Below are 13,066 nucleotides of genomic sequence, written 5' to 3'. Positions count from 1 at the left end.
TTGCCCGTGCCAACACAACACATATAGCCGATTTTGGACTATCCTGCAACGGACTTTAGCGTGCCCTGACCCAGCGGTCAGGCACATGACAGGCTCCACTCACAACCCCGACTATCGCCTGTTACTAGGAATCTTGCGAGAAGCGAGGAAGCAACAGTGCGTGTCTCAAGTTGAGCTGGCAGCGCGCCTCGGAAATACACAAACTTTCGTCTCCAAATGCGAACGGGGCGAGCGTCGGATCGATTTAGTCGAATTTGTTGAAATTGCTGAGGCGATAGGTGTGTCACCCCAAGAGATGCTGGCAGAGTATCTTGGCAGACGCGCTCCGCGTGGATCAGCGGGCGGTAAATTGGCGCAGAAAATCCTAGATTAGCTTGTGCGCCGTGCGCAGCGAGGCTAATAGGTCGGGTGATGCAGTCGATTTCCGAGGTAGTAGAGACCAAGAAACGTAGCGCAAATCATCTGCCAAAAGACGAGCAGAACGACAAACGTGAACCCAATCGTAGCCCAGTGCGCGAGCGTCGCCGGGAAGTGCGAGATAACTTCCTTCCCAACGATGCCGGCGAATACACATGCAATCATCAATGCTAGGCTTTCCCAACATAGGAAGGCAAACAAATGAGAAAGGAAACGGCGACGAGTTAATCGAATCACGTTGCCGTGTCCGCCGATATCGACAGATAGGCGCGGCGTCGGCTCCGGCATGAACTCATCAATGTCTGGCCTGTTAAACGTTGCGATCGCCGCGAGTGCGGCGATATAGAAACCGGGCAGCACTGAGCTGACGAGGAGCAGGCGGTCGATCAGTCCGTCTCTGCCGGAGATCGCACCCTTCTCGCCGAAAGCAAAGATGAGCGCAACGGAAACGGTGGAAAACACAAGGGGGTACACCCAATCGGTAATCCACTTGGATTCGTGTCTTATGCGCAAATAAGACAGCGGCGAGAATATCAGAGCAAACATCGCCTACTCCCATGGACTAAATGCCCGCCAAGCCCCGCATTCGATTGAGTATGGGACCGTAAAAAGAGTCGAAAGCGTTCGGGAGGTTCCCGCCCAGTGCTTTGACACGTTCCTTCTTTACGTATGTGTCGTCATTGATAAGATTGTAGTTCGACGAAAAGATGCGAACACTCCTGGGCACATTCGTCTCGGTCTTGAAGCTGACGCGCGCGTACTCATAGTCTCTTTTAACTGTTTTCGTCAACACACCATCGAGCAAACTCTTCGCCTTGGGGATCAACTTTTGTTTCTTAGAGTTAGGCTTGATCATGACGGAACGCCGATCCTCGATGGCATAGCCGTTCGAGTCCCAAATCTTGTTTCGCTGCGTTTCGGTGTACAGCTCTAGCTCACTGAGTTCGCCGCGCTTCAGGTCTTTGAGAAACTCCTGAGACGGATGCCCCATCAAATCTATTTTCGGGCGAGTCTTGATGGTCGTGTAGTTTCCGGCGGCGTCCACAGTACCTTCCGGGTCAGGCACATAGAACTTTTTGCTTACGTCCGAGTAGGCGCGAAGTAATCTATTCAGGAATCGAACAATAGTAGTAGAGCGCAAACCGACCGCGCCCTCCAGGTAGAAATTGCATGCACTGTTGTTGGCTTTGTTTTCGTAATGCCAAATGATGTGCGCCGAATGCTCCAAGCCTTCACCTCCGGCTTTCTTTACAAAACGACGCTTGCGAGCGGGTCGGTCATTGAGCGTCGGGTCAGCCGCGACGGTATCCGCAAAGCCAATCAACATTTCGCATCGATCCTGATGGAGTCGCATGTCGGTGATGTACGTTGATTGGAGGGTGTTCTTCTGGATGTACTCCGCACGGTCCGCGTCGAACAGTTCCTTAATGGCCTTTGCCAATTCGTAATGCGGGAACGACGCCAATCCCTTGTACTTGCGATTCCAGACGCGGGTAATCGCGTCGTAGAAGTAGATGTCACGCTCGTCCTTGTACATCTAGGCACCCCCATACCCGCAGAATAAGGCACGAGCATCGCACGGACTGAGACGCTAGTCATCAGCCTCCCTCTACCGGAGCGGGCGCGCCTACCCGCGCGCGCGAGGCGGTTCACATCAAACCAGCGCCGAGGGCAGTGACGGCTGGATTGGTACCGATTTAATTGACGCAACTATGTCGATCGTCGGCTTGCCCGAGGCGGCGGTGCGCGAAGCCAAGGACCGGGTGCGCGCGGCGATCATGTGCGCGCAGTACGAGTTCCCCGCGCGGGTCATCACGCTCAACCTGGCACCGGCCGACCTGCCCAAGGACGGCGGCCGCTTCGACCTGCCGATCGCGCTGGGCATCCTCGCCGCGAGCGGGCAGATCCCGCTTGAGGCGCTCGATGAGTATGAGTTCCTCGGCGAACTCGGTCTGACCGGCGAACTGCGCGCGGTCGACGGGGTACTGCCGGCCGCATTGGCCGCGGCCGATGCCGGACGCAAGTTGATCGTGCCGGCGGGCAACGGCGCCGAGGCCGCGCTGGCGAGCCGGGTGGAGGCCTATACCGCGCGCACCCTGCTCGAGGTCTGCGCGATGCTCGACCGCCGCAAGTCGCTGCCGGCGGCGACCGCGCCGCCGGCGGTGCGCGAACACGGCCCCGACATGGCCGATGTGCGCGGGCAGGTGCACGCGCGCCGCGCGCTGGAGATCGCCGCGGCCGGCAACCACCACCTGCTGCTGATCGGCCCGCCCGGCTGCGGCAAGACGCTGCTGGCCTCGCGCCTGCCCGGCCTGCTGCCGGAGGCCAGCGAAGCCGAAGCGCTGGAGGCCGCGGCGATCGCCTCGGTCAGTGGCCGCGGACTGGACCCGGCGCGCTGGCGCCAGCGCCCGTTCCGCTCGCCGCACCATACCGCCAGCGCGGTTGCACTGGTCGGCGGCGGCGCCGAACCGCGACCGGGCGAGATCTCGCTGGCGCACCACGGCGTGCTGTTTCTCGATGAGCTGCCCGAATGGGACCGCCGTGCGCTGGAAGTGCTGCGCGAGCCGCTCGAGTCAGGGCTGGTGACGGTGTCGCGCGCCGCGCGCAGCTCCGAATTCCCGGCGCGGTTCCAGCTGGTCGCGGCGATGAACCCCTGCCCCTGCCCCTGCGGCTGGGCCGGCGACGCCAGCGGCCGCTGCCGCTGCAGCGAGGACGCCACCCGCCGCTACCGCGCGCGCATCTCCGGCCCGCTGCTCGACCGGATCGACCTGCACGTGGAGGTTCCGCGGCTGCCGCCGGTCGAGTTGCGGCCCGACGCCCCCGAGGGCGAGCGCAGCGACGACATCCGCGCGCGCGTGGTGCAGGCCCGCGCCATCCAGCATTGCCGCGCCGGCAAGGCCAACGCCCAGCTCAGCCAGCGCGAGACCACCGCGACCTGCCGCCTGAGCGAGCGCGACCAGGACCTGCTCGAACGCGCGGTCGACACCCTGCAGCTGTCGGCCCGCTCGATGCACCGCATCCTGCGCGTCGCCCGCACCATCGCCGACCTCGCCGACACCCCGCACATCACCACCGCGCACCTGACCGAGGCGATCGGCTACCGCCGCGCCGATCGCGGAATAGACGCCCGGGCCGCGTGATCGGGATCCACCAGCCCAGCCCGAATCGAATGATCTCTGTAGGAGCGCCCCATGGGCGCGATGCCAGGTCGCCGAGATGCGCTTGAACTCGACGGCGACCGGAACAAAAAGCATCGCGCCCATGGGGCGCTCCTACAAAGGCAGGCACCGGATCAGTCGGGTAGCTGCCCCGCGGCCTCCGCTTCCGATACCCAGATCTCCCCGGCCGGATCGAGTTCGGTGGTCTCCATTACCTCGCCGCGCCAGCCGAAGCCGCAGATCGCCAGCGCGCCCTGGCAGATCGGATCGAGGCCGAACGCCTGTTCCACCTCGACCTCGTTGATCGCGCCGGTGATGAACGCGCCGAGGCCCGCCTCTGTCGCGGACAGGTACAGGGTCTGCGACAGGTGCCCGGCTTCCAGCGCAACCGCGCGGTAGGCCTTGGCGTGGTGGCGGTACTTCCAGTTGGTGCGATCGAAGCGCGGCGACAGCAGCACCAGCACGTGGGCGTCGGCGAACCAGTGCTGCTGGGCGACGGCCTGCATGACGAACTCGCGCAGCGGCCCGTCCGGCGACGGCATCGGATCCAGCGCGTGCTCGGCGGCGCGGTAGTGGTACAACCCGGGCGCGACGCCCTCGACGTGCTGCACGATCAGGTAGGCCTCGACCGGGTGCAGGCCGCCGCCGGACGGACTGGTCTTCTTCAAGAACACGGTGTCGTCGCTGACCCGCACCTGCGCCTTGGCCGCGAACACGCGGTCCAGAAGTTGCGCGAATAGCGCGTGCGGCAGCGCCCGCGCGGCATTGAAGTTGCGGCAGGTGGCGCGGCGCGCCAGCAGCTCGTCGAACGCGGTCGGCGTGCTGCGCGGCAATGGCAGAGAATGTGCGTTTCCGCCGCGGTCGGCGGCCTCCACCGGCGGGGCGCCGAGCACCTCGCGCATCTGCTGTGCGGTCTCGGTGCCGCTGTCGCGCATGTTGGCAACGGCATCGGCGCCGCGCCACCTCGTGAACGCGTGCAGGGTCGCCGCCAGCGGGTGCCAGTAGGTCGCGCGCAAACGCTCGTCGCGCTCGCGGTGCGCGGCGTGGCGCTTGCCGCTGCCGATCAGCAGGCCTTCCTTGAGCAGGCGCTTGAGCACCGCGGCGGCGTCCGTGGCGAGCTCGCGCGCGTCGATCCATTCGCTCGGGCTCACCGCGCCGAGCAACTCACGCTCGGCGGCATCGACCTCGACTTCAGCGCCCAAGTGCGGCGCCAGTGCCAGCCAGCGGCATTCGCGCCTCAGACCGTTGCCGCCGGCCAGCAAGTGCTCCAGATCGAAACCCACTTCTTCGCGTGGCTCCAGCAACAACACCGCGCAACGACGTATACGCATACAAACAGCCCCCTGAGTCAACCCCGATGATCATCAATGACGCGCGGATCAGCGTAGCGTGCTGCTGTACCCTAGGGCTCGCTACGCCATCCATTGTCCATCACAAGGAGAACGCCATGCAGTCCGTCGCGCTCGATACCAACACGCATGTTTCTGCCGTTGCCAGGAAGCGGTCGGCGCCGCTGGACCCGAAAGCGGCCGATCGGTTGCTCGATCTGCTGAGCACGGATGACGCTTTTCGTCGCTTATTCAGGCGTGATGCGCAAAAGGCGCTGGAACAGGTCGGATTCGTGGAGTCGCCGCTGCTGGCGTCGCCGTCATGGTGCTTCCTTGGCATTACTAAGCTGGCATCGAAAGCCCAGATCACCAAGGCACGTGCGACGTTAAGGGAAATGTTGACCTCAGGCTTGTCACAGAATCCAATTCAATTGGACGTTGCTACCGCGACGCGTCTGAAGCGCAAGTAGCGCAATCATTGCGACCCTCGGGGTTCGCGAAGAATCATGCCCCGCACGGGCTTCGCCCTTTTTATGGGGACATGTGGTTGTTCCACCACATCGACAAGGATAGATTCGCACCCGAGGGGCCTGCAACGGGTCCTCGTTAGGGGGAATGGGGAATGGCAACGAAGAAGACCACCGGCTCGAAGGCGGCCGCCGGCAAGAAGTCCGCACCACTCGATCCCGAAGTCGCGGACAAGCTGCTCGATCTACTCAGTACCGACAACGAGTTCCGCCGGTTATTCAAGAAAAACCCGCTGGCCGCCCTGATCGAGGCCGGTTATAAGCCTTCTGAGTCAGAATTGGATGCAGCCGCGCGCAAAGGCCCGCCGCTCATGCCCCCGGGACCGCCCTCCGATGTGCCGCCGATCTGGAGTTGCTGCCAAGTGGATCGTATTTCACCAAAGGCGACGATCGCCAAAACGCGCGAATTGATGAAGGAGCATTTGACCCAAGGTCTGTCCATGACCCCGATTCAGTGGAGCATTCGTAGTAGTTCGTTGCGGCGCAAGCGCAGCTGACCGGGTAATTCCAACGGCCCCCAACCCCGATCGAATTTTTGGAGTTCGGCTGATGCCTGGGTCTTGTCCCCCACAGCAACGAGGATCTCGGCCGCGCGTAGGTGGGCAATTCTCGAATCGAGCACGTTCAGTGGTTGCTGGCACCATCCGCATCCACTTTCGGAGTACGCGCGCCCTCGATGCCGCGACAACCACTCAGCCTCACTCCGAACGCGGTCAAATCGGCCGGCTTTCGCGTACGCCTCCAACAAGGCCACATGCAACTGATATGGTTCGCTGCCGTTAACGCCCGCCTCTAGCGTATCGACGACCTCGGCAGGCGTTTTTTGGGGCGACGGTTGATTCGCTCCGACGATCAGCCACATACCCATCACCGGAGGGGTGTTGATCAGTTCCACTTTGGAACTAAGGGCGGTCAGAACATCCTGCGCCACCTTCGGTTTTCCCATCCGCTGCGCGAGCCATGCCCCATGCAAAGCCATATATGCATATTGCAGGGCATCCGCTGTGTTCTGATTCGGAGACAATGAAGCTAAAGAGTCTTCAACTGCCTCGTGGAGGCGGATGCCAGCGGACTCATGCTTGCCGCTGATCCAGTCGACCACCACCTTCGGGAACTCGGCCGCGCTACCTCGCAATGGCGCTACTTGGCTCGACTCTATCCGTTGAAGCGCATGGCTGCTTGCCTGACTCCACTTTCCCTGATCCAACAGGATTGATACGCGATCGAAATATAGTTGACCCGCCTCCGCACTTTGCGGCCACGCGCGCTCGGCCGCGGCGAATCGTTCCTGCGCTGCAAGCGTTATCGCCTGTCCAACCGCCGCTGAGCCTGAGCCCCCCTCAAGCGCCATCGCGAAGGAGCGCTCCGCCTCGTCATATCGACCAAGGCCGAGTTGCAAACGGCCCAGGGTGTCAAGCGTGAGCGCACTGAACTCGTATTGGCTGGCCGAAGCACGCTCCGCAAACAAGATTCCCCCAGCGAAATCATTTCGCCAGTAGGACGCCGCCGCGACGTTGGCAGAGGCCTGGAAGGCGTCCGGATACAACGCCGCCATCGTTTTCCATTCGCCCAAAGCGGCGACAGGCTTATCCACTTGTGTAACCCAGGCGTTCAAATACAGCCGCTCCCGTGCCGGCAGGTTCGCACTCAGCGTGACGGCTTTACGCAAGTAGGGAATACCGGCCTGCAGGTCGACTAAGGCATAGGACGATCGCGCCATCCCGATATAGGCGAGGGCGAAGTTCTCATCCATATCGATGGCCTGCCGGTAAAAGCTCCTAGCTTCCTCGTGGCGAGACTGCGCGTAAGCAAGCTGTCCCAATGCATACGCGCGCAGAGCATCCAGATCGCTCGTCGCCACTTGGGGGAGCGGAGCCGAGTTCTCGTGGATCGCCGCGATTGCTTCACCCAGCTTCTGTCGCAGCGCCGCGGTCACTTCATCAATCGACGCCAGCGCCGACACCGCGCCCTTTCCGTCAGCGTATTCGGCGTATACGGTGGTCTGGTTGTGCGGGTCGATCACCTCGGCGCTGACCCGGACCCGGCCGCCGACTTCGGCGACGGTTGGCAGGATCACCGCACGGGCGCCGTCGCGGATCGCGATCTCGGAGGCGATCGCGCGGTCGAGTTCGGTGCCGGGCTCGCGTTGCATGCGCGCGAGGGTGTCGCGGGTCTTGAGGTCGCTGAGCACATTGACGTGGCGCGACTGCTCCAGGCTGATGCGGAACGCCTGCTCGAGCGAATCATCCAGCAGTGGCTGGCCGGTGAGATTGCGCAGGTCGCCCACGACCACCCAATCCCGCTCGTTGAACGCGATCGCCGGGGCGGGGCGGGTGACGAACCAGGCGCCGATGGCGATGACCACGCATAGGGCCACCTCGGCCACGAGCGCGGCCGGGCGGCGCCACAGCGGGATGTCGCGCCAGGCCTTGGCGCTGTTGGGCGGGGCGCGCAGTGGGGCGATGCCGGGCTCGCCGACCTCGAACACCTCGTGCGGCTCGGGCATGCCCTTGAAGCGCCAGCGGCCGTGCGACTTCCAGATCATGTGCTGGCCGCGTTCGCCGAGTTCGCGCGCGGCGCGGTGGGCGAGCGGCTCGGCCACGGCCGAGAGCAGGATCTGGCCGGGCCGCGCCATCGACATCAGCCGCGCCGCGATCGGTTTGGCCAGGCCTTCGACTTCCAGTGGCTTGGAGCCGACCCGCACCGCCTCCTCGCTGTTGCGCCAGGTCAGCACTTCGCCGACGTGCAGGCCGGCGCGGGCGCTGAGGTCCAGGTTGCGCTGCGTGCCGAGCTCGCGCAGGCCGCGCGCGTAGTCGATCGCGAAGCCAAGCCCGTCGATCGGCCGTTCGAACAACAGCAGCAAGCCGTCGGAGCGGTCGATCAGGCGGCCGCGCCACTGCTGCTGCAGCCGCAGGACCAGGCGGTCGTGTTCGCGGAAGAAGGTGGCCGCGGCGCCGTCGCCGATACGCTCGACCAGACTGATCGAGTCGCAGATGTCGGTCAGCAGGATGGTGCGCAGTTGCGGCGCTTCGGACTCGGCGTGCACATCGGCCGGGCGGATGGCGGCGATTTCCATTCGGGTGCGCTCAGGCCGGCGTGGGCGGCAGGTCCTGCCATTCGACCCGGTCACCGCCGTGGCGCTTGGCCCGGTACAGCGCGGCGTCGGCCTGGGCGTACCACTCGTTCCAGTCCGCCTGCGGGTCGCCCAGGCAGGCCCCGACGCTGAGCGCGCAGATGGCCGGTGCGGCTGCCGCCTCGTCGGCCACCTGCATCAGGTGCTGGGCGGTGCTCACGATGTAGTTGGCGAAGCGCATCACGTCCGCGGGCGTGGCGGCAGGGACCAGCAGGCAGAATTCGTCGCCGCCGAGCCGGCAGGCGATAGCGTCCGGGCCGACCACCGAACGCAGGATGTTGGCCACGCTCTGCAGCACCCGGTCGCCGACCAGATGGCCATGGTCGTCGTTGACCTGTTTGAAGCGGTCGCAATCGACCAGGATCAGGCCCATGCCGCCGGCCGGGCCATCCGTGCGGCGCTCCTGCAGGTGCAGGACAAGGCCGCGGCGGTTGTACAGCCCGGTCAGCTCGTCGGTGCGCACCAGCTGTTCGGTCTGGTTGAGCTGGTGGGTGGTGGCGTGCAGGTTGTCCAGCGCGGTCTGCAGGTCGTGGTTGCGGCGGCGCAGGCGGCGGATCAGGCCTTGCTCGTTGAGCACCACGCGCATGATCGCGCGGCGCAGGAAATAGGAGACCAGGCCGGGGTCGCGGTCGACCAGGCGCTGGAACTCTTCGTGGCGCAGTTCGACCAATTCGCCATCGGCCGTGGCGGTGGCGTCGGCGCTGCGCGCGTGGTCGCCGATCAGCAGGCCGAGTTCGCCGAAGAACTCGCAAGGCCCGAGCCGTTTGGCGACCAGGTCCTCGCCGAAATCCAGTTCGATTTCCCCGCTTCCGACCACGTACATGGTGGTGCCAAGATCGCCGCGGCGGAACAAGCGTTCGCCGGCCGCCACCGGGCGCAGGCGGCCGAGTTGCGCGAACAGCTCGAATTCGGCCGAGGTGAGCACTGCGGTCGCAAGATCGGGCGATGTGGGCTGATCGGGCGATGTGGCCTGGGGATCGGCGCGGGCCGGGCCATCGGCGGGCGTCGGCGCCAATTTGTTGCGAGTCATCGCGGCCGCCCCCCCGGGATCCTGTCGACGTGCAGCTGAAGCTGAACGACATCAGTCCGCAGGATAGCACCACCCCCTGACCGGAATAGCGACCCGCGCTGCGATCAAGACGAGTCGGTGAGGCGCCTACACCGGCTGCCGGCGCGGTTGCGACAGCACGCCGCTTCGCCGCGGTGCTGCGACCGCTGCCCGCCTTCTCGCCTTGCCTTCAGGCCGCCGCCGCGGCCCGTGCCGGTTCGAACTGCTCCTCCTCGGTCGAGCCCTTCAGCGCGACGGTGGAGGACTGCGCACCCTGGATGGTCTGGGTGACCGCATCGAAATAGCCGGTGCCGACCTCGCGCTGGTGCTTGACCGCGGTGAAGCCCTTGCCGGCGGCGGCGAACTCGGCCTCCTGCAGCTCGACGAACGCGCTCATCTGCCGGCGCGCGTAACCGTGGGCCAGGTTGAACATGCCGTAATTCAGCGCGTGGAAGCCCGCCAGGGTGATGAACTGGAACCGGTAGCCGTAGGTCGCGATCTCCGTCTGGAATCTGGCGATGGTCGCGTCGTCGAGGTTCTTCTTCCAGTTGAAGCTCGGCGAGCAGTTGTAGGCCAGCAGCTTGCCGGGATAGCGGGCGTGGATGGCTTCGGCAAACCTGCGCGCAAACTCCAGGTCGGGCTTGCCGGTCTCGCACCAGATCAGGTCGGCGTGCGGTGCGTATGCCAGGCCGCGGCTGATCGCCTGGTCCAGGCCCTTGCGGGTCTTGTAGAAGCCTTCGGCGGTGCGCTCGCCGGTGGTGAACGGCGCATCGTTGGGGTCGATGTCGCTGGTCAGCAGGTCGGCGGCCTCCGCGTCGGTGCGCGCGACGATCAGCGTCGGGACGCCCATGACATCGCTTGCCAGGCGCGCGGCGACCAGCTTCTCGACCGCCTCGCGGGTCGGCACCAGCACCTTGCCGCCCATGTGTCCGCACTTCTTGGCGCTGGCGAGCTGGTCCTCGAAGTGCACGCCGGCCGCGCCGGCCTCGATCATGCCCTTCATCAGTTCGAACGCGTTGAGCACGCCGCCGAAGCCGGCTTCGGCGTCGGCCACGATCGGCTGCAGGAAGTCGATGTGCTCGCGACCCTCGGCCCCGCCCTCGGCGCACTGGATCTGGTCGGCACGCAACAGCGTGTTGTTGATCCGCTTGACCACCGCCGGTACCGAGTCGGCCGGGTACAGCGACTGGTCCGGGTACATCTGACCGCCGAGGTTGGCGTCGGCCGCGACCTGCCAGCCCGACAGGTAGATCGCCTTGAGCCCGGCCTTGACCTGCTGCAGGGCCTGGTTGCCGGTCAGCGCGCCGAGCGCGTTGACGAAGTCCTCGGTCTGCAGCGAATGCCACAGCTTGTCGGCGCCGAGGCAAGCCAGCGAATGCTCGACCGGCACGGTGCCGCGCAGGCGCACGACGTCTTCGGCCGAATACGGGCGCTCGATGCCGGCCCAGCGCGGGTCGGTGTGCCATTGCTGGCGGAGTTGCTCGGCGGTGGGCAGGGGCGTGGTCATGGGGGCGGGTCCTTGTCTCGGGGGGGGTCGTGCCATGGGGGGGTCGTGCGGGGATTTGTAGGAGCGGCTTCAGCCGCGATCGGATGCAACGCAAGCAGACGGTTCCGGTTCGCGGCTGAAGCCGCTCCTACGGAATGCATTCGGCGGTGGGGAGGGCGTGGTGATCGGGAGATCCTTGCGAAGGTTTTTTTGTAGGAGCGACGTGAGTCGCGATTCGTCGGTCGGTCGGTCGGGATGGCGCAGGTCGCGACTTACGTCGCTCCTACAGGCGCTGGTACGCCGGCAGGGTCAGGAACTCCTCCAGGGTGTCGGCGTGGGTCAGCCGGTCGAGCAGCTCGATCGCCTCTTTGACGCGGCCGGCACCGGGCAGGTCCTTGGACTTGGCCAGCCTGCTGGGCAGGCGGAGCAGCGCGCGTTCGAGCAGGGCGAAGTCGACCGGGTCGCCATCGTCCAGGTGCAGCGGCTCGCGCCCGGCGTCGGCCCCGCGGCCCACGTGGCCGTGCGGTGTGTCCACGTGGTGCAGCCACTGCCACAGCTGGGTGCGGGCGATCTCGGCGGTGGCGGCGTCCTCCATCAGCCAGTGGATCGGCACGCAGCCGTTGCCGTCGAGCCAGGCGGCGAGATAGCGCACGCACACCTCGACGTTGTTGTGGAAACCGGCGCGGGTGATCGTGCCGAGCGCGGGCGTGAGCAGCTGCTCGCGCAGGTCGCCGCCATCCAGCGCGCGCACGTCGTCGCGGCGGACGTGGTGCTGGTGCGGGGTGGGCATGTGCTCGTCGAAGATCGCGCGCGCCAGCGGGATCAGCGCCGGGTGCGCGACCCAGGTGCCGTCGTGGCCTGCAGTGACCTCGCGTAGCTTGTCGGCGCGGACCCTGGCCAGGGCGGCATCGTTTGCAGCGACGCTCGCGGCGGCATCGCCGCTGACCGGGATCTGCGCGGCCATGCCGCCCATCGCGTGCGCGCCGCGCTTGTGGCAGGTGTGGATCAGCAGGTCCGAGTAGGTGCGCAGGAACGGCTGGCTCATCGTCACCTGGCCGCGCTCGGGCAGGACCTTGTCGCGGTGGCGGCGGAAGGTCTTGAGGTAGGAGAACACGTAGTCCCAGCGCCCGCAGTTGAGCCCGGCGATGCGCGAACGCAGCGCGTGCAGGATCTCGTCCATCTCGAACACCGCCGGCAATGTCTCGATCAGCACGGTGACTTTGATCTGCCCCCGGACGAGGCCGAGCGCGCGCTCGAGGTGGTCGAGCACCTCGTTCCACAGCTGCGCCTCCTCCATCGATTCGAGCTTGGGGAGGTAGAAATAGGGGCCGCGGTCCTTCGCGGCGAGCGCGACCGCGTTGTGGAACGCGAACAGGCCGAGGTCGAACAGGCTGGCCGCGAGCGGGGCGCCATCGACCCGCAGGTGCTTCTCGTCGAGGTGCCAGCCACGCGGGCGCACCAGCAGCACCGCCTGCTGGTCGTGCGGCTTCAGGGTGTAGCGCTTGCCCGCCTCGGGCGCAGTCCACTCCAGCGTGCCGGCGACGGCCTGCTGCAGCGCGCGCTGGCCGCCCAGCAGGTTGAGCCAGGTCGGCGAGGTGCTGTCCTCGAAGTCGGCCATGAAGCAGTTGGCGCCGGAGTTGAGCGCATTGATGACCATCTTGGGGTCGACCGGCCCGGTGATCTCGACCCGGCGATCGAGCAGCGCCTGGGGCAGCTCCGCCACCTGCCAGTCGCCCGCGCGGATGGCGGCGGTGTCGTCGCGGAAATCCGGCAGGCCACCCGCATCGAAGAACGCCTGACGCTCGCGGCGGGCCTCCAGCCGCGCCTGCCGGGCCGGTTCGAAGCGGCGGTGCAGGTCGGCGAGCAAGGCCAGGGCGGCACGCGGCAGCAACTGCGCCTGGCCCGGAAGTGCCGCCGCGCGGACCTCGATGCCGTCGCTGGCCGCGGTTTCGATCATCACTGCCGACAT

The 13,066-nt window shown here is 65.7% G+C and carries 10 protein-coding genes and 1 pseudogene; 4 read left to right on the top strand and 7 right to left on the bottom strand.

What is annotated here, in order from left to right:
* Positions 1-85: 85 nt before the first annotated feature.
* The gene (locus tag ACJQWM_RS10110; protein WP_332707339.1) at positions 86-373 is read left to right on the top strand and encodes a helix-turn-helix domain-containing protein; all 288 of its coding nucleotides are present in this window, start codon (positions 86-88) and stop codon (positions 371-373) included.
* A gap of 23 nt (positions 374-396) precedes the next feature.
* Here ACJQWM_RS10110 and ACJQWM_RS10105 read toward each other — a convergent pair whose 3' ends face one another.
* Together ACJQWM_RS10105 and ACJQWM_RS10100 are read right to left on the bottom strand one after the other, a co-directional pair.
* Positions 397-963, bottom strand: coding sequence for a hypothetical protein (locus ACJQWM_RS10105; protein WP_332707342.1), 567 nt, complete (start codon positions 961-963; stop codon positions 397-399).
* A gap of 16 nt (positions 964-979) precedes the next feature.
* On the bottom strand, positions 980-1,954 hold the full coding sequence (locus ACJQWM_RS10100; protein ID WP_332707346.1) for a hypothetical protein: 975 nt from the start codon (positions 1,952-1,954) through the stop codon (positions 980-982).
* Positions 1,955-2,135: 181 nt separating this feature from the next.
* Here ACJQWM_RS10100 and ACJQWM_RS10095 point away from each other — a divergent pair.
* Positions 2,136-3,557, top strand: a pseudogene (locus ACJQWM_RS10095) (YifB family Mg chelatase-like AAA ATPase); the annotation flags it as partial.
* Positions 3,558-3,709: 152 nt separating this feature from the next.
* On the opposite strand, the gene ACJQWM_RS10090 reads toward ACJQWM_RS10095, so the two are convergent.
* A complete protein-coding gene (locus tag ACJQWM_RS10090) occupies positions 3,710-4,906 on the bottom strand; it encodes a putative peptide maturation dehydrogenase (RefSeq protein ID WP_332707597.1) in 1,197 nt (398 codons plus the stop codon).
* A 26-nt stretch (positions 4,907-4,932) separates the two neighbouring features.
* On the opposite strand from ACJQWM_RS10090, the gene ACJQWM_RS10085 reads away from it, so the two are divergent.
* Both ACJQWM_RS10085 and ACJQWM_RS10080 read left to right on the top strand, forming a co-directional pair.
* A complete protein-coding gene (locus ACJQWM_RS10085; protein WP_411306805.1) occupies positions 4,933-5,373 on the top strand; it encodes an NHLP-related RiPP peptide in 441 nt (146 codons plus the stop codon).
* Between the two features lie 152 nt (positions 5,374-5,525).
* A complete protein-coding gene (locus ACJQWM_RS10080) occupies positions 5,526-5,927 on the top strand; it encodes an NHLP-related RiPP peptide (RefSeq protein WP_330970166.1) in 402 nt (133 codons plus the stop codon).
* Here the strand turns inward: ACJQWM_RS10080 and ACJQWM_RS10075 are convergent.
* The 4 genes from ACJQWM_RS10075 to aceB all read right to left on the bottom strand — a co-directional run bounded on the left by ACJQWM_RS10075 (position 5,882) and on the right by aceB (position 13,066).
* Positions 5,882-8,506 (bottom strand): putative peptide modification system cyclase, encoded by a 2,625-nt coding sequence (locus ACJQWM_RS10075; protein WP_332707604.1) that lies wholly within the window; start codon positions 8,504-8,506, stop codon positions 5,882-5,884. The genes ACJQWM_RS10080 and ACJQWM_RS10075 overlap by 46 nt on opposite strands.
* Positions 8,507-8,516: 10 nt before the next feature.
* Complete coding sequence (locus ACJQWM_RS10070) at positions 8,517-9,593, bottom strand: GGDEF domain-containing protein (RefSeq protein WP_332707606.1); 1,077 nt, start codon at positions 9,591-9,593, stop codon at positions 8,517-8,519.
* Positions 9,594-9,801: 208 nt separating this feature from the next.
* Entirely contained in the window at positions 9,802-11,118 is a 1,317-nt protein-coding gene (aceA, locus tag ACJQWM_RS10065) for an isocitrate lyase (RefSeq protein ID WP_332707609.1), read from the bottom strand.
* A 262-nt stretch (positions 11,119-11,380) separates the two neighbouring features.
* A complete protein-coding gene (aceB, locus tag ACJQWM_RS10060) occupies positions 11,381-13,066 on the bottom strand; it encodes a malate synthase A (protein WP_332707612.1) in 1,686 nt (561 codons plus the stop codon).

The sequence above is a fragment of the Novilysobacter longmucuonensis genome (assembly GCF_046600735.1).
Taxonomy (GTDB): domain Bacteria; phylum Pseudomonadota; class Gammaproteobacteria; order Xanthomonadales; family Xanthomonadaceae; genus Novilysobacter_A; species Novilysobacter_A longmucuonensis.
Note: the sequence above shows the minus strand (reverse complement) of the source record. Positions and strands in the feature narration are given on the sequence as shown.